Below are 14,730 nucleotides of genomic sequence, written 5' to 3' on the forward strand. Positions count from 1 at the left end.
ATGGCAACCATGAGTAAACTCAAATGGGGCATGATTGGCGGCGGTGAAGGCAGCCAAATCGGTCCAGCACACCGACTGGGTGCCTTGGCGGATGGGCACTTTGCTTTCGCTGCGGGTGCTTTGGATCACCGTCCTGACGTGGGTCGTGAATATGGCCAGCGGCTTGGGCTTGATGCGGACCGTTCATATGGCGACTGGACCGAGATGCTTTCGGGTGAAAAAGCGCGCGAGGATCGGATCGACCTGGTGACTGTCGCAACCCCGAACGCCACGCATTTTGAAATCACCAAGGCTTTCCTTGAGGCGGGCTTTAATGTGCTTTGCGAAAAGCCCATGACGATGACCGTCGAAGAAGGCGAAGAAATCGTCAAAGTCGCTGAGAAATCAGGGAAAATCTGCGCTGTAAACTACTGCTACTCCGCTTATCCGATGGTGCGCCAAGCCCGTGCTATGGTGCGAAATGGCGAACTTGGTAAAGTGCGGTTGGTGGTCACCAATTTCAGCCATGGTCATCACGGCGATGCCACCGACGCGGATAACCCGCGCGTGCGTTGGCGCTATGACCCGGCGATGGCGGGTGTCTCTGGCCAGTTTGCCGATTGCGGTATTCACGCGCTGCATATGGCGAGCTTTATTTGTGATGACGAGGTGAAAACCCTTTCCGCAGATTTTGCATCCACCATCCCCAGCCGCGAGCTAGAAGATGACGCGATGGTCAATTTCCGTATGGAAGGGGGTACCGTTGGTCGCCTTTGGACATCTTCCGTGGCAATTGGCCGTCAACACGGTTTTGACATTCAGGTGTTTGGCGAGACAGGTGGTCTGCGTTGGGCCTCGGAACAGCCAAACCAACTGATCTACACGCCAGTCGGTGGTCGCACGCAGGTGATCGAAAAGGGAGAGGGCGGTCTTTATGAAGACGCCCAACGCCTGAGCCGCGTAGCGATTGCGCATCCGGAAGGGTTCCCGTTGGCGGTGGCCAACATCTATTGTGACCTCGCGGATGCCATCCGTGGCGAGAATAGAGATGGGCTGCCGAATGCAGCGGCTGGCGTGCGCTCTATGGCAGCCGTGCACACGGCGGTTGAGTCTGCAAAAGACGGCGGAGCGTGGCTTGACGCGCGGCCATCGATTTTCCGGTAAAGGCGGGTCTTTAAATTAGGGGATGGGGCGCAACGTGCCCCGTTCCACAATTTCGCAAGGGAAAATGCGCGTTTCGGGATAGCGGTCATTCTCATCCAGCATCGCAACCATCAACTCGATCGATGATTGCACAATCTGACGGATCGGCTGGTGAATGGTCGTCAGATTGATGTTTTCCCAACGCGACATTTCCATATCGTTTAGCCCAATGATCCCGATGTTTTCGGGGCAAGAGAGGGGGCTGTCTTGGATTGCCGACAAAGCACCAATAGACAGAACGTCATCACCGCAGAAATAGGCTTCTGCTGGGCCTTTATCCAATAGGCGCAGCATTTCTTTGCGACCCGCTTCAAATGAGTATTTCTCTGCAAAAGAGAAGGTGGTCTCAATGTCCGGGTGGTTTTCCATTTCGGCCATGAACCCCGCATGGCGGTCTTGGGTCGATGTTGCGCTTAATGGGCCGCCCAGAAACGCGACCTTTTTATAGCCGCGCGCCACGAGGGTTTGCGCAGCCATGCGGCCACATTGGACGTTGTCGATGCTGACGATATGGACCTTTGGGGCAGAAGATGCGCGACCAAAGGAATGCACCACCGGAACGCCTGCGTCTTTGAAGGCTTTTGAAAACCCTGCTGGCAGTGTGGATGATGCGACCACCGCTCCATCCACAGAGTACTGCCGCAACATGCGCACAGAATTTTCTGCATCAGTCTCATCAGACAGATTCACCAGCAGCGGGCGCAAGCCGCGATCTTGCAGGCCTTTGGTGAAGAGATCGAAGACTTCTAGAAAGATCGGGTTGTGAAAGTTGTTGGATACAAGACCAATAAGCTTGGTCCGCCCGGTCGTGAGGGAAGATGCCAGCGCATTGGGGCTATAGCCCAAGTCTTTTGCAGCCTTTTCTACCTTGCGGCGCATTTTTTCGGAAACCGATGCCCCGTCAGTAAACGTGCGGGAAACCGCGGATCGCGAAACGCCTGCACGTTCTGCAACCTCTTTCAATGTCACGGCCATTCTGGCGTCGTCCTTTCTAGTCGTTAGCGTCCTTTTAACTGTTTTTGCAGCGTTATACAGCATGTCCGGAAAAAACTCTTTTTGCAACCGGTTGCAAAAAGTTTTGAGATGTGGTTAAAATTGAGTCGGCCCCGGAGGAGTGCGCTTTGCGTTTGATCCTCCGAGCAAAAACCTTGGGAGGAAAATATGGCTTCAATTTTGAAAAAACTGGCATTGGCAACGGCAGTGGTGACCGCACCACTGATGGCTGCAACCGGTGCCAGTGCGGAAGGCGAGAAGTATATTCTGGTCAGCCACGCCCCTGACAGCGACAGCTGGTGGAACACCATCAAGAACGGCATCGCGCTGGCGGGTGACCAAATGGGCGTGGAAGTCGAGTATCGCAACCCGCCAACCGGCGACCTTGCAGATATGGCACGTATTATCGAGCAGGCAGCAGCATCTGGTCCAAACGGCATCATCACCACTCTGGCTGATTATGATGTTCTGTCCGGCCCAATCCAAAATGCCGTTGCAAGTGGCGTTGACGTGATCATCATGAACTCTGGTACACCAGATCAGGCGCGCGAAGTGGGCGCTTTGATGTATGTGGGTCAGCCAGAGTATGACGCGGGTTACGCAGCAGGCCTGCGCGCGAAGGGTGACGGCGTTGGCAGCTTCCTTTGTGTGAACCACTACATCAACTCACCATCTTCTACCGAGCGTTGCCAAGGTTTCGCGGACGGTCTGGGTGTGGATCTGGGCAGCCAGATGATTGACTCCGGTCAAGACCCTGCGGAAATCAAAAACCGTGTTCTGGCATACCTGAACGCAAACCCAGGCACAGAAGCGGTTCTGACCCTTGGGCCAACATCTGCGGACCCAACTTTGCTTGCGCTTGATGAAAACGGCATGGCTGGTGACATCTACTTCGGCACCTTCGACTTGGGCGACGAGATCGTCAAAGGCATCAAAGGTGGCGTCATCAACTGGGGTATCGACCAGCAACCATTCCTGCAGGCTTACCTGCCAGTTGTTGTGATGACGAACTACCACCGTTACGGCGTACTGCCAGGCAACAACATCAACTCTGGTCCGGGTTTCGTCACTGCAGACGGCCTGACACTGGTTGAGAAATATGCGGGCGAATTCCGCTAAGTTTTATATCCTCCAGCAGGGCGGCTTAGCTGGCCGCCCTGTTTTCGGTATACTCCCCTCACATCGACAAACTTCGTGGAGCTTTCCATGTCCGACGCACAAACCTCGGGCGTTGACGAGCGCGTTAAGCAACAATCCAGCCTGCGCAAAGCCCTGATCCGACCAGAACTTGGCGGCATCTGTGGCACAGTCATCGTCTTTATCCTGTTTTTTCTTTTCGCTGGCGACAGCGGCATGTTCAATTCCCAAGGGGTCATGAACTGGAGCGTGGTCTCCGCGCAATTCATGATCATCGCTGTGGGGGCTTGCCTCCTCATGATTGCTGGTGAGTTTGACCTCTCCGTGGGCTCTATGATTGGCTTCTCTGGCATGATGATTGCCATTTTTGGCGTCACCTTGGGTTGGCCGATCTGGCTTGCGATCATCGTTACCTTCCTGATGGCCATGGCGATCGGTTGGGTGAACGGCATGATTGTTGTGCGCACGGGCCTTCCAAGCTTTATCGTGACCTTGGCCTTTCTGTTTATCTTGCGCGGTTTCACCATCTTCTTGCCTCAGGTGATTGAGCGGAAAACCATCATTGGTGGCATCAAAGATGCCGCGGAAGGCGACTGGCTGGGTGTAGTGTTTGGCGGCAAGATCCTAAAAGGGTTCTTCCAATGGCTGGGCGATAATGGTGTGATCGCGACCTTTGAGCGGGGCACCCGGGCAGGGGAGCCGGTGGTCGACGGCATTCCAATGTTGATCGTATGGGCGATTGTCTTGGTCATTCTCGGCCACGTTCTGTTAACCCGTACCAAATTTGGCAACTGGATCTTTGCTGCTGGGGGCGACGCAGAAGCGGCGCGTAACTCTGGTGTTCCGGTCAACCGCGTGAAAATTTCCATGTTCATGTTCTCAGCCTTCTGCGCGACGGTCTTCGCCACCTGTCAGGTGATGGAGTTCGGATCCGCCGGTGCTGACCGTGGTTTGCTGAAAGAATTCGAAGCCATCATCGCGGTGGTGATCGGTGGCGCTTTGCTAACAGGCGGTTATGGCTCCGTTGTGGGTGCAGCCCTCGGTGCGCTGATCTTCGGTGTCGTACAGCAGGGTCTGTTCTTCGCAGGCGTGGAAAGCTCGCTCTTCCGCGTGTTCCTTGGCGTGATCCTTTTGGGCGCGGTGATCCTGAACACCTATATCCGCCGCATCATCACAGGGGAGCGTTAAGATGGCTGAACCTATCATTCGTATGACCAACATCGAAAAGCACTTCGGCTCTGTGATTGCCTTGGCGGGGGTGTCTGTAGATGTCTTTGCTGGGGAATGTCACTGCCTGTTGGGTGACAACGGTGCCGGTAAGTCGACCTTCATTAAGACCATGTCCGGTGTGCACCAGCCCACCAAGGGCGAGATCTATTTTGAAGGCGAACCAATGAACTTTGGCGACCCTCGGGATGCCATCTCAGCAGGGATTGCGACGGTGCACCAGCATTTGGCGATGATCCCTTTGATGTCGGTCAGCCGTAACTTCTTCATGGGCAATGAGCCTGAGAAGAAAGTCGGACCGTTCAAGTTCTTTGATCACGAATATGCCAATACTGTCACGATGGACGCGATGAAGAAGATGGGCATCAACCTGCGAGGTCCTGACCAAGCGGTTGGCACGCTATCCGGTGGTGAGCGTCAGACGGTGGCCATCTCTCGTGCAGTACATTTTGGGGCGAAGGTGTTGATCCTCGACGAGCCAACGTCGGCATTGGGTGTGCGTCAGACCTCCAACGTTCTGGCAACCATCGACAAGGTGCGCAAGCAGGGCATTGGTGTTGTCTTCATCACCCACAACGTGCGCCATGCCATGGCGGTTGGAGATCGCTTCACAGTGCTGAACCGGGGTAAGACCCTTGGAACCGCATTGAAGGGCGAAATTCAGCATGAAGAGTTGCAAGATCTCATGGCTGGCGGCCAGGAGCTTGCGACGCTTGAGGGCAGCCTCGGCGGCACCGTCTAAGACTCGCGCTCAGTAACGATGAGATCAAAACCGCCCGGTGTGATCCGGGCGGTTTTTTCTTGTTTGGGGTTGTCTAAGAGACTCTTCAAGCCCAAAAAATTTGTCTAGCGATTTACAAAACTGACGCAGTCCTGTCGTGACTCTGTCACTTAATGTTTAAGAAACTGCAATCGCATCCCCATAGGTTCGGCCTCGAATTTTTGGGGGACTGGAATGCTCACCGTCACAAACTTGACGAAACGCTTTGGCAGCAAAGCCGCGGTCGATAACGCGAATTTTGATGTCAACGAACCCGCTATGATTGGCATTATTGGTCGGTCGGGCGCTGGTAAATCTACCATGTTGCGGATGATGAACCGTTTGGCGGATGCATCCGAGGGCTCAATCGTCTTCGAAGGTGAAGACATCACTGCCCTAAAAGGCGCAGCAAAGCGCGCGTGGCAGTCCCGCTGTGCGATGATCTTTCAACAGTTCAATCTGGTGCCTCGGATGGACGTTGTGTCCAACGTTCTGCACGGAACACTGAACCGCCGCAGCACAGTGGCGACCATGTTCAACCTCTATCCAGAGGATGACATCCACAAAGCGATTGAGATCCTTGATCGCCTTGGTATTGCGGACCAAGCCCCAAAGCGCGCCGAGGCGCTGTCTGGCGGTCAGCAACAACGTGTGGCGATTGCCCGTGCCGTGATGCAGGACCCGCAGATCATTCTTGCGGATGAGCCGATTGCTTCCCTTGACCCGATGAACGCACAGATCGTGATGGAGGCTCTGCGCCGCATTCATGAAGAAGACGGGCGCATGGTGATCGCGAACCTGCACACGCTCGACACCGCGCGTCGCTACTGTGACCGCGTGATCGGCATGCGCGACGGGCGCATCGTATTCGATGGCACCCCGGATCAGCTAACCACCGGAGCGGCACGCGACATCTACGGCGCCGGCGATGACTTCTCTGAAGCCGCCACATCCACCGAAATTCAAGCTTTGGACAGGTCCGCGGCAACCGCCGTCAATGCCTGATCCTGAACCTCATCGTGCACGGAGGTGTGCGCGAGACCTATCATCATGGAGAGACTGATGAAAAAGACTATCGTACTGGCTCTGGCCGCTTCTACTGCTCTGTCCTCTGCTGCAATGGCAGAAGGCATCTCTGAATTCCGCATCGGCATCTTGGGCGGTGAAAACGCACAAGACCGCATGAACTCTTACGAGTGCCTGCGCGCATACACAGAGGAAGCTCTGGGCGTTCCAACAAAACTGTTCGCACCTGCTGACTACGCTGGTGTTATCCAAGGTCTCGTTGGCGGCACTCTGGACTTCGCATGGTTGGGCGCGTCTTCCTACGCTGCAACTTACCTGCAAAACGAAGATGCAGTTGAGCCAGTGCTGATCAAAGTGAACCTGGACGGTTCCATCGGCTACCACTCTATCGGTTTCGCACGCAAAGACGCAGCGATTGGGAACCTGGACGACATGGAAGGCAAAGTGTTCGGCTTTGGCGACCCTAACTCCACATCCGGTTACCTGATCCCATCCATCGAGATCCCTCAGTACAAAGACGGCATCACAATGGACTCCGGCAAATACTTTGGTGAAGTGAAATTCACCGGTGGCCACGAGCAAACAATCGTTGCGGTGAACAACGGCGACATCGACGGCGGTGTGACTTGGGCAGACGGCCAAGGCAACTGGGAAGACGGCTACAACTCTGGCGCGCTGCGCAAAGCTGTTGACGCGGGTCTGGTTGACATGAACGACCTGGTTCAAATCTGGAAATCCAAGCCGATCCCAGAAGGTCCAATCGTTCTGCGTAAAGAGCTGCCAGCGGACGTAAAAGCGACCATGACTGCACTCGTAGACAACATGTATGAAAACGATCAGGACTGCGCATACAACATCGCAGCGGGCGAAACTCTTGGCTTCCAGCCAGTGACCCACGCGACCTATGAGTCCATCATCGAAGCACGCAAACTGAAGTCTAAATAATTCAGTTTTTCCCCTGATGGCGGGCCCCAGTCTTGGGGCTCGCCTTTTTCATGATAAGGCCCCGATATGGCAGAACTTTCCGCAGGCAGTGTCAGCGTCAATAGCATCCAAAACTCTTATATGGAGCAGGTGCGCCGCAAACGACTGTATTCCTTTATCGCTTTGATCATCTTCGCCGCGTTAATGGTATCCGGTTTTAACACCGCTGCCGCCCGGAACGGTGGTTCTTTCTGGGGTGGGATCGACAATTTCTTTGACTATCCGGCAGATGTTGTCGGCGAAGCTGCAGAGAAATTTGCCGAACTTCCTGCGCATTTCGTGACCTATTTCCCGGCCTTGGTAGAGACGGTGAATATCGCCGCTGTCTCCACTTTGATCGGCGCGCTTTTTGCAATCATCCTTTCGCTTCTATCCACCCGTGGTCTGGCGAAATTCCCCAAACTGGTTGGCGTCTTCCGCCGTGCGATGGACATCATGCGCGCGGTGCCAGAGATTGTGATTGCATTGATCCTGATCTTTATTCTGGGCGGTGGCCCGGTGCCCGCGATGATCGCCATTGCGATCCACACCGCGGGCGCTCTGGGCAAGCTTTATTCCGAAGTGAATGAAAACGCCGACCTCAAACCGGTGGATGGGCTAAGCTCTGTTGGCGCCACTTGGTCGCAAAAAATGCTGCTGGCCGTGGTGCCGCAGGTCGCGCCAAACTGGCTGTCTTACGCATTGCTGCGTTTTGAAATCAACATTCGCGCCTCGGCCATCTTGGGCTTCGTCGGCGCGGGCGGTTTGGGCTACGAGCTCAAAAACGCGATCTCCTGGGGGCAGGGGCGTTATGACGAGGCAGGGGCCATGTTCATCCTGCTCTTCTTAACGATTGTCCTGTTTGACCAAATTTCAAGTTACTACCGCGACCGGCTGGTGCATGGCGCGGGTGAGGGAGGGCACTAAGATGGCTGCTCTGGACACCAATCCTGTCACCAACACCGCCGCTTTGCAGGCTGACGCAAGCCGCCTGTTCCGCAAAAAGCGCCTGTTTTCCTTCGCGGTTCCTGCGCTGATCCTGGTCTATCTGACCTATATCTTCTTTGCCTTTGACATCATGGGGCTAGTGCAGAAAGCCAATGGCGACAACGCGCGTTCGCTTATCGCCGACACTTACAGCCACAAGGTTCACATCACCCGCGACAACCGCAATGGCGCGGTGACTGCGGCCATCGAAGGCGAGAAAAAGGGTCGCTACCCAGAAGGCACCGCGCCGGATTGGGTAGAACTCGGCGAGACAACGGTCATTGATCTGGGTGACGGACACATCATCACCTATGGTCCTGAAACCATCACTTATGATGTGCCAGGCTACGGTTTAATCAAAGCGACCCCAAGCCGCTCTCGGGGTGTGGTGCAAGAATACCCGACCGATGAGATCCCAGAATGGATCAACGCCTCTAAGAACCGGATGGCGATCACCACAGAAGCGGGCCGTCTGACTGTGACGCGTAACCGTTCCGAGGTGTTCCGTTACTTCACCGGCTGGGAGCTGTTCTTCTTCACGCTGTCTAGCCCGTATCACGGCATGGGATTTGGCGAACTGGTGTCGCGCGCCTTCAACGGTGAAGCCGCTGCAATTATGAACGACTTTTGGAACAACCCGATGTGGCTGCATGGCCAAGTCGCTTGGGCCATTGGTGAAACCATTCTGATGGCTTTCCTTGGAACCATGGGCGCAGCGATTGTTGCTCTGCCACTCGCCTTCCTCGCGGCCAAGAACTTTGCGCCCCTTATGGCGGTGCGCTTTGCCACCCGCCGGTTCTTTTACTTCCTACGCGGCGTGGACGCCTTGATCTGGACGATTATCCTATCCCGCGCCTTTGGCCTTGGGCCTTTGACCGGTGCGCTGGCGATCTTGATCACGGATACGGGCAGCTTTGGTAAGATGTTCTCAGAAGCGCTTGAGAATGTGGATAAAAAGCAGATCGAAGGCATCCGTTCCACTGGTGCCAAACCGATCCAACGTTATCGCTTTGGCGTCATCCCGCAGATCACCCCGGTGCTGCTCTCTCAGATCCTCTACTATCTGGAATCCAATACCCGCTCTGCCACCATTATTGGTGCGATCACAGGCGGTGGTATCGGCCTGATGCTGACCCAAGCGATCATCACCCAGAAAGACTGGGAAGAGGTGACCTACTACATCGTGCTCGTCGTGCTGATGGTGATGATGATGGACACAATCTCTGGCTGGCTGCGCGGCAAGTTGATTGGGTCCTCTGAGGACAAGCATTAATGGCGAGACTAAAGGCTGACGCGCCGGTTCTGCACGACAATGCAAGTGTCGTGAATTCAGACATTGGCGCGTTTTGTGAGGTGGGTGAGGGCGCACGGCTGCTCAACTCCACTTTGGGCGACTACTCTTATTGCGAGCGGCTTTGCGACATCGCGAATGCAACGATCGGCAAGTTCGCCAATATCGCAAGCTTTGTGCGGATCGGCGCCACGGATCATCCTCTAACGACAGCTTCGCTTCATCATTTCATGTATCGTTCAGGGTGCTACTGGGATGATGCGGAAAACGATCAAGCTTTCTTTGAACACCGCGCGTCGCGGCGAGCGACTTTGGGTCATGACATCTGGATCGGCCACGGGGCGATGATCAAACCAGAGGTGACAATTGGCCATGGCGCGGTGATCGCCGCGGGCGCGATTGTGACCAAAGATGTGGCCCCTTACACAATCGTGGCAGGGACCCCGGCCAAAGTTCTGCGTTTGCGCCAACCTGCTGAGATTGCCGAGCGCATGATCGCGCTGGCTTGGTGGGACTGGGATCACGAACAGATTCGGTCTGCTTTGGAGGACTTCAGAGGCCTCAGCGCTGAAGCGTTCCTAGAAAAATATGAGCGCTGATAGCACGTTAGTCTTCTTCAAAAGTCAGCGTCATCCGCTCACCGCAAAACCACGTCATGCCGTATTCAACCGGCATGCCGTCGCCATCCACATCTAACCCCGTTGAGTAGAGCAAAGGAGCCCCCTCGCGGACCTGAAGCCGCAAAGCTTGGGTGGCATCCGCCAAGACCGCTCGAATACGGGTGCTGGAACGGGTGAAGTCCGTCACGCCTGCTTTGGCGAGGGCTTTGGTAATACTGGTTTCTTCTGCCAGCGCTTGCGCAATTCCCGGCAGTCGTGCTTCAGGAAAATGGCTGATCGAAAGCGCGATCGGGTGTCCGTCCGTCAAAGACACACCGTGTCTGACACAGATTGTATCGCCGGTTGGGATCTTTAGCCGGTCCGCCTCTTCTTCGGTTGCGGGGCGGCTTTCAAGGCTGAGGGTCCGTTTTGATGGCAATCGCCCAGCCTGCCGCAAATTCTGGTGAAAGCGCATGCGTTTTCCCAGCGGATACTCCGCCGGGACCGATTTTACAAAAGCCCCCGCGCCACGACGGGTGTGGACTAATCCTTCTTCCACCAATGCAGACAAGGCGTGGCGCACCGTATGACGGTTGACGCCAAACCGTTCAGACAGAACCGCCTCAGTGGGCAGCTTGTCCCCCGGCTTGTAGCGGTTCTCGGCAATATCCATGCGCAAGGCATTTGCGATGGCTCGCCAGATCGGCGTACGGCCGTTGGATGATCGATTTGATTGGGTCATTTCATGGAAACTTCACAAAACTCTGCTGGTCGGAATCACCTCAGTCGGCGATAATATGTCTAGTTGTATAGTAAACTGCAAACTTGTCGAGAGGCCATGCAAGAGATCCAACAAAAAGAGCGCAAAGCTTGGTTGAGCCTGATGGCGACGTCGCCTGATGGCGCGTTGACCAAGCTATTTGCACAAACCGCCGAGACGCCCGCGTTTGACTGGCTGCGTCCCCCGGAAATTGGCAGCGTCATGGTACGTGGCCGCACCGGCGCAACGGGCGCACCCTTTAATTTGGGTGAGATGACCGTGACGCGCTGCTCGCTCAAACTCAGCACCGGTGAAGTCGGACATGGCTATGTGCAAGGACGCCGCAAAGAAGACGCCGAAAGCGCAGCACTGGTCGACGCGCTGATGCAGACAGAGGCGGCGACTGAGTTGCAGGCAGCGGTTTTGTCTCCGCTCTCTCAACAAGTTGCTGACACCAAATCGGCTCGTGCGCGCAAAGCAGCATCGACGAAGGTCGATTTCTTCACCATGGCGCGAGGAGAGGACTGATGGAAGCTCTTGAACTCACAGGCGGGTTTTTCGATCCCGCACCAGAAGCCGCCCGTGCCTTTCGCCAGATCATGACGGTCATGGCAAAACCGGGCACCATTCTAGATTTGGATCAGGCCGAGGCCCCAGCACCGGTGTCAAAAGCTGCAGCGACCTTGCTATTGACCCTTTGTGATCCGGATACAGGCATCTACCTTGCCGGGGACGCTGACACTGATGCCGTACGCAATTGGATCAACTTCCACATCGGCGCACCGCTTGTATCGGCTGCGACCTGCGACTTTGCGGTTGGCACATGGGAGGCGCTTGCGCCGCTGTCTCAATTCAAAATCGGCACCTCCGAATACCCGGATCGCTCTGCCAGCCTGATCGTGGAAAGTGACGTTCTTGAAAACCAAGGTGCGGTGCTGCAAGGCCCGGGCATCAAAGACCGTGCGGCGCTGAGCTTGCCGGAAACGGCGGCATTCCAAGCCAATCAGATGCTCTTCCCGCTAGGGCTCGATTTCTATTTCACCCAAGGCAGCCGCGTCGCGGCCCTGCCACGCACGACGGAGGTCCGCTGATGTATGTTGCTGTAAAGGGCGGCGAACGCGCCATTGAAAACGCGCATGCCTGGCTTGCTGAAGAGCGCCGGGGGGATACGTCTGTTGAAGAACTGTCCATTGCGCAAATTCGCGAACAGCTGAAGCTGGCGGTGAACCGGGTGATGGCGGAAGGCTCGCTGTATGATCCTGATCTTGCGGCATTGGCCATCAAACAAGCGCGGGGCGATCTGATTGAAGCAATCTTCCTGATCCGTGCCTACCGCACAACATTGCCGCGTTTTGGGTCCTCAAACCCAATTGAGACAAGTGAGATGGACTGCGAGCGCCGGATTTCCGCGACCTTTAAAGACCTGCCGGGTGGACAGGTTTTGGGCCCAACCTTTGACTACACGCACCGTCTGCTGGATTTCAAATTGGCCGCAGATGGTGAGACAATCGAAGTTCCAGAGCGCGACGCGGTGCCTGAAACGGTGCCCCATGTGACGGAATTCCTGAACAAGGAAGGGCTTATTCAGGATGAAGCGGCCAGCGAAGACACGCCGCCCGACCTGACGCGCGAGCCACTCGAACTGCCCGCCGACCGAGCTTTGCGCCTGCAGTCTTTGGCACGTGCGGATGAAGGCTTTACGCTGGGCATGGCTTATTCCACCCAACGGGGCTATGGCCGCACCCACGCCTTTGTAGGCGAGCTGCGCATTGGCGCGGTGTCTGTGGAAATGGACATTCCAGAACTGGGATTTGCCATTGATCTTGGTGAAATCACCGTGACGGAATGTGAAACCGTGAACCAGTTCACCGGTTCCAAAACAGAACCCCCGCAATTCACCCGCGGCTATGGTTTGGTCTTTGGTCAGTCAGAGCGCAAGTCGATCTCGATGTCTCTTGTAGACCGGGCATTGCGTTGGGAAGAACTGGGCGAAGACAATGTTGGCGCACCGGCGCAAGATGCAGAATTTGTGCTCTATCACGGCGACAATATCCAGGCGACCGGGTTCCTCGAACATATCAAACTCCCCCATTACGTGGACTTCCAATCTGAATTGGAATTGATCCGCAAATTGCGCCGTGAGGCCATGGAACGGGCTGTGCCGGAGGCAGCAGAATGAGCGATTACAACTTTGCTTACCTAGATGAGCAGACCAAACGCATGATCCGCCGTGCGATCCTCAAAGGTCTGGCAATCCCCGGCTACCAAGTGCCGTTCGCCAGCCGCGAAATGCCGATGCCCTATGGTTGGGGCACCGGCGGGGTGCAGGTCTCAGCGGCGACATTGACGCCAGAGGACACGCTGAAAGTGATCGACCAAGGGGCCGATGACACCACCAACGCCGTGTCCATTCGCAAGTTTTTCGAAAAGACGGCAGAGGTCGGAACCACCACGGAAACCTCGGCGGCAACGGTCATCCAAACCCGTCACCGCATTCCTGAAGAGGACCTGAGCGAGGACCAGATCCTTGTCTATCAAGTGCCCATCCCGGAACCACTCCGCTTCTTAGAACCTCGTGAAACCGAGACCCGCAAAATGCATGCGTTGGAAGAATACGGCCTCATGCATGTGAAACTCTATGAAGACATCGCCAAACACGGCCATATCGCCACCAGCTATGCCTATCCCGTGAAGGTGGAAGACCGTTACGTGATGGACCCGTCGCCAATCCCGAAATTTGACAATCCAAAGATGGAAATGTCTGCCATTCAGCTCTTTGGCGCAGGGCGCGAGCAACGGATCTACGCGCTGCCGCCATACACCAAGGTTGTGAGCCTGGATTTTGAAGATCACCCGTTTGATCCGTCTAAAGCCCCCCATGCCTGCGCGCTGTGCGGGGCCGAAGATTCCTATCTGGATGAAGTGATCACAGATGACAAAGGCGGGCGGATGTTTGTCTGCTCTGACACGGACTATTGCGAAAAGCGTCGGGCGGAAGGCCATACCGGTGACCTGACCAAGGAGACAGCGGCATGACACCATTATTGTCAGTCAAAGACGTTGCCAAACACTATGGCAATCACATCGGCTGCACCGATGTCAGCTTTGACCTTTACCCCGGTGAGGTCATGGGAATCGTTGGGGAATCTGGCTCCGGCAAATCCACTTTGCTCAACTGTCTGGCGGGGCATTTGCCTTCTGATAAAGGCGAGGTGATCTTTGACACCCGCGTCGATGGCCCCAAAGACACGCTGAAAATGTCAGAACCCGAGCGGCGCATGCTAGGGCGGACTGATTGGGCATTTGTACATCAACACGCGCGGGATGGCCTGCGCATGGGGGTAAGTGCCGGCGGCAATGTGGGCGAGCGGCTCATGGCCGTTGGTGCGCGTAACTATGCCGATATTCGCTCTGAAGCTGTGACATGGCTCGACCGGGTCGAGATTTCGGAAGACCGTGTGGATGACCGCCCGACGACATTCTCTGGTGGCATGCAGCAGCGTCTACAGATAGCGCGGAACTTGGTAACTGGACCGCGGCTTGTCTTCATGGATGAGCCGACCGGGGGCCTAGACGTTTCTGTGCAGGCGCGCCTGTTGGACTTATTGCGTGGCTTAGTGCGTGATCTCGGACTTTCAGCGATTATCGTGACCCATGACTTGGCGGTTGTACGCCTTCTGGCGGATCGCCTGATGGTGATGAAGTCAGGCCGTGTGGTTGAGACCGGTCTGACGGATCAAGTGCTTGATGACCCACAACATTCTTACACCCAGCTGCTGGTCAGCTCGGTTCTGCAGGTGTGACT

Annotated in this window: 16 protein-coding genes; 14 read left to right on the top strand and 2 right to left on the bottom strand. The window is 55.8% G+C overall.

Going from position 1 to position 14,730, the window contains the following annotated elements:
- The first annotated feature begins 9 nt into the window (after positions 1-9).
- Positions 10-1,143, top strand: a complete 1,134-nt coding sequence (locus TA5113_RS06680; protein WP_058315819.1) for a Gfo/Idh/MocA family protein — start codon at positions 10-12, stop codon at positions 1,141-1,143.
- A 15-nt stretch (positions 1,144-1,158) separates the two neighbouring features.
- Here TA5113_RS06680 and TA5113_RS06685 read toward each other — a convergent pair whose 3' ends face one another.
- Entirely contained in the window at positions 1,159-2,157 is a 999-nt protein-coding gene (locus TA5113_RS06685; protein ID WP_058315564.1) for a LacI family DNA-binding transcriptional regulator, read from the bottom strand.
- 186 nt (positions 2,158-2,343) lie between these two features.
- Between TA5113_RS06685 and TA5113_RS06690 the strand changes: the two genes are divergently transcribed.
- The 8 genes from TA5113_RS06690 (at position 2,344) to TA5113_RS06725 (ending at position 10,165) form a co-directional block, all read left to right on the top strand.
- Positions 2,344-3,294: a sugar ABC transporter substrate-binding protein gene (locus TA5113_RS06690; protein WP_058315565.1), complete on the top strand. Its 951-nt coding sequence runs from the start codon at positions 2,344-2,346 to the stop codon at positions 3,292-3,294.
- 87 nt (positions 3,295-3,381) lie between these two features.
- Entirely contained in the window at positions 3,382-4,500 is a 1,119-nt protein-coding gene (locus TA5113_RS06695) for an ABC transporter permease (protein ID WP_058315566.1), read from the top strand.
- A 1-nt stretch (position 4,501) separates the two neighbouring features.
- Positions 4,502-5,281: an ATP-binding cassette domain-containing protein gene (locus tag TA5113_RS06700; protein WP_058315567.1), complete on the top strand. Its 780-nt coding sequence runs from the start codon at positions 4,502-4,504 to the stop codon at positions 5,279-5,281.
- A gap of 213 nt (positions 5,282-5,494) precedes the next feature.
- The gene (gene phnC / locus TA5113_RS06705) at positions 5,495-6,304 is read left to right on the top strand and encodes a phosphonate ABC transporter ATP-binding protein (RefSeq protein WP_058315568.1); all 810 of its coding nucleotides are present in this window, start codon (positions 5,495-5,497) and stop codon (positions 6,302-6,304) included.
- Positions 6,305-6,361: 57 nt separating this feature from the next.
- Positions 6,362-7,270 (top strand): phosphonate ABC transporter substrate-binding protein, encoded by a 909-nt coding sequence (phnD, locus tag TA5113_RS06710; RefSeq protein WP_058315569.1) that lies wholly within the window; start codon positions 6,362-6,364, stop codon positions 7,268-7,270.
- Positions 7,271-7,336: 66 nt separating this feature from the next.
- On the top strand, positions 7,337-8,215 hold the full coding sequence (phnE, locus tag TA5113_RS06715) for a phosphonate ABC transporter, permease protein PhnE (protein WP_058315570.1): 879 nt from the start codon (positions 7,337-7,339) through the stop codon (positions 8,213-8,215).
- Position 8,216: 1 nt separating this feature from the next.
- On the top strand, positions 8,217-9,548 hold the full coding sequence (gene phnE, locus TA5113_RS06720; RefSeq protein ID WP_058316652.1) for a phosphonate ABC transporter, permease protein PhnE: 1,332 nt from the start codon (positions 8,217-8,219) through the stop codon (positions 9,546-9,548).
- Positions 9,548-10,165: an LbetaH domain-containing protein gene (locus tag TA5113_RS06725; protein WP_058315571.1), complete on the top strand. Its 618-nt coding sequence runs from the start codon at positions 9,548-9,550 to the stop codon at positions 10,163-10,165. The genes phnE (TA5113_RS06720) and TA5113_RS06725 overlap by 1 nt, the downstream gene beginning before the upstream one ends.
- Before the next feature lie 7 nt (positions 10,166-10,172).
- Here TA5113_RS06725 and phnF read toward each other — a convergent pair whose 3' ends face one another.
- Complete coding sequence (phnF, locus tag TA5113_RS06730; RefSeq protein WP_058315572.1) at positions 10,173-10,907, bottom strand: phosphonate metabolism transcriptional regulator PhnF; 735 nt, start codon at positions 10,905-10,907, stop codon at positions 10,173-10,175.
- Between the two features lie 96 nt (positions 10,908-11,003).
- Here phnF and phnG point away from each other — a divergent pair, with 96 nt between their 5' ends.
- The 5 genes from phnG to phnK are packed head-to-tail and all read left to right on the top strand — an operon-like array spanning position 11,004 to position 14,728.
- Positions 11,004-11,453 carry a phosphonate C-P lyase system protein PhnG gene (gene phnG, locus TA5113_RS06735; protein ID WP_058315573.1) on the top strand — a complete coding sequence of 150 codons (450 nt, stop codon included), beginning with the start codon at positions 11,004-11,006 and terminating at the stop codon, positions 11,451-11,453.
- Positions 11,453-12,016 carry a phosphonate C-P lyase system protein PhnH gene (gene phnH / locus TA5113_RS06740; RefSeq protein ID WP_058316653.1) on the top strand — a complete coding sequence of 188 codons (564 nt, stop codon included), beginning with the start codon at positions 11,453-11,455 and terminating at the stop codon, positions 12,014-12,016. The genes phnG and phnH overlap by 1 nt, the downstream gene beginning before the upstream one ends.
- Positions 12,016-13,104 carry a carbon-phosphorus lyase complex subunit gene (locus TA5113_RS06745; RefSeq protein WP_058315575.1) on the top strand — a complete coding sequence of 363 codons (1,089 nt, stop codon included), beginning with the start codon at positions 12,016-12,018 and terminating at the stop codon, positions 13,102-13,104. The genes phnH and TA5113_RS06745 overlap by 1 nt, the downstream gene beginning before the upstream one ends.
- A complete protein-coding gene (locus TA5113_RS06750; RefSeq protein WP_058315576.1) occupies positions 13,101-13,961 on the top strand; it encodes an alpha-D-ribose 1-methylphosphonate 5-phosphate C-P-lyase PhnJ in 861 nt (286 codons plus the stop codon). The genes TA5113_RS06745 and TA5113_RS06750 overlap by 4 nt, the downstream gene beginning before the upstream one ends.
- The gene (gene phnK / locus TA5113_RS06755; protein WP_058315577.1) at positions 13,958-14,728 is read left to right on the top strand and encodes a phosphonate C-P lyase system protein PhnK; all 771 of its coding nucleotides are present in this window, start codon (positions 13,958-13,960) and stop codon (positions 14,726-14,728) included. The genes TA5113_RS06750 and phnK overlap by 4 nt, the downstream gene beginning before the upstream one ends.
- The last annotated feature ends 2 nt before the right edge of the window (positions 14,729-14,730 follow it).

This window comes from Cognatishimia activa (assembly GCF_001458335.1).
GTDB classification, from domain to species: Bacteria; Pseudomonadota; Alphaproteobacteria; order Rhodobacterales; family Rhodobacteraceae; genus Cognatishimia; species Cognatishimia activa.

What these genes read in the sequence shown, in the direction of transcription:
- TA5113_RS06680 (WP_058315819.1), top strand. Translation starts at nt 10, where the DNA reads ATGAGTAAACTCAAATGGGGCATGATTGGCGGCGGTGAAGGCAGCCAA.
- TA5113_RS06685 (WP_058315564.1), bottom strand. Translation starts at nt 2,157, where the DNA reads ATGGCCGTGACATTGAAAGAGGTTGCAGAACGTGCAGGCGTTTCGCGA.
- TA5113_RS06690 (WP_058315565.1), top strand. Translation starts at nt 2,344, where the DNA reads ATGGCTTCAATTTTGAAAAAACTGGCATTGGCAACGGCAGTGGTGACC.
- TA5113_RS06695 (WP_058315566.1), top strand. Translation starts at nt 3,382, where the DNA reads ATGTCCGACGCACAAACCTCGGGCGTTGACGAGCGCGTTAAGCAACAA.
- TA5113_RS06700 (WP_058315567.1), top strand. Translation starts at nt 4,502, where the DNA reads ATGGCTGAACCTATCATTCGTATGACCAACATCGAAAAGCACTTCGGC.
- phnC (WP_058315568.1), top strand. Translation starts at nt 5,495, where the DNA reads ATGCTCACCGTCACAAACTTGACGAAACGCTTTGGCAGCAAAGCCGCG.
- phnD (WP_058315569.1), top strand. Translation starts at nt 6,362, where the DNA reads ATGAAAAAGACTATCGTACTGGCTCTGGCCGCTTCTACTGCTCTGTCC.
- phnE (WP_058315570.1), top strand. Translation starts at nt 7,337, where the DNA reads ATGGCAGAACTTTCCGCAGGCAGTGTCAGCGTCAATAGCATCCAAAAC.
- phnE (WP_058316652.1), top strand. Translation starts at nt 8,217, where the DNA reads ATGGCTGCTCTGGACACCAATCCTGTCACCAACACCGCCGCTTTGCAG.
- TA5113_RS06725 (WP_058315571.1), top strand. Translation starts at nt 9,548, where the DNA reads ATGGCGAGACTAAAGGCTGACGCGCCGGTTCTGCACGACAATGCAAGT.
- phnF (WP_058315572.1), bottom strand. Translation starts at nt 10,907, where the DNA reads ATGACCCAATCAAATCGATCATCCAACGGCCGTACGCCGATCTGGCGA.
- phnG (WP_058315573.1), top strand. Translation starts at nt 11,004, where the DNA reads ATGCAAGAGATCCAACAAAAAGAGCGCAAAGCTTGGTTGAGCCTGATG.
- phnH (WP_058316653.1), top strand. Translation starts at nt 11,453, where the DNA reads ATGGAAGCTCTTGAACTCACAGGCGGGTTTTTCGATCCCGCACCAGAA.
- TA5113_RS06745 (WP_058315575.1), top strand. Translation starts at nt 12,016, where the DNA reads ATGTATGTTGCTGTAAAGGGCGGCGAACGCGCCATTGAAAACGCGCAT.
- TA5113_RS06750 (WP_058315576.1), top strand. Translation starts at nt 13,101, where the DNA reads ATGAGCGATTACAACTTTGCTTACCTAGATGAGCAGACCAAACGCATG.
- phnK (WP_058315577.1), top strand. Translation starts at nt 13,958, where the DNA reads ATGACACCATTATTGTCAGTCAAAGACGTTGCCAAACACTATGGCAAT.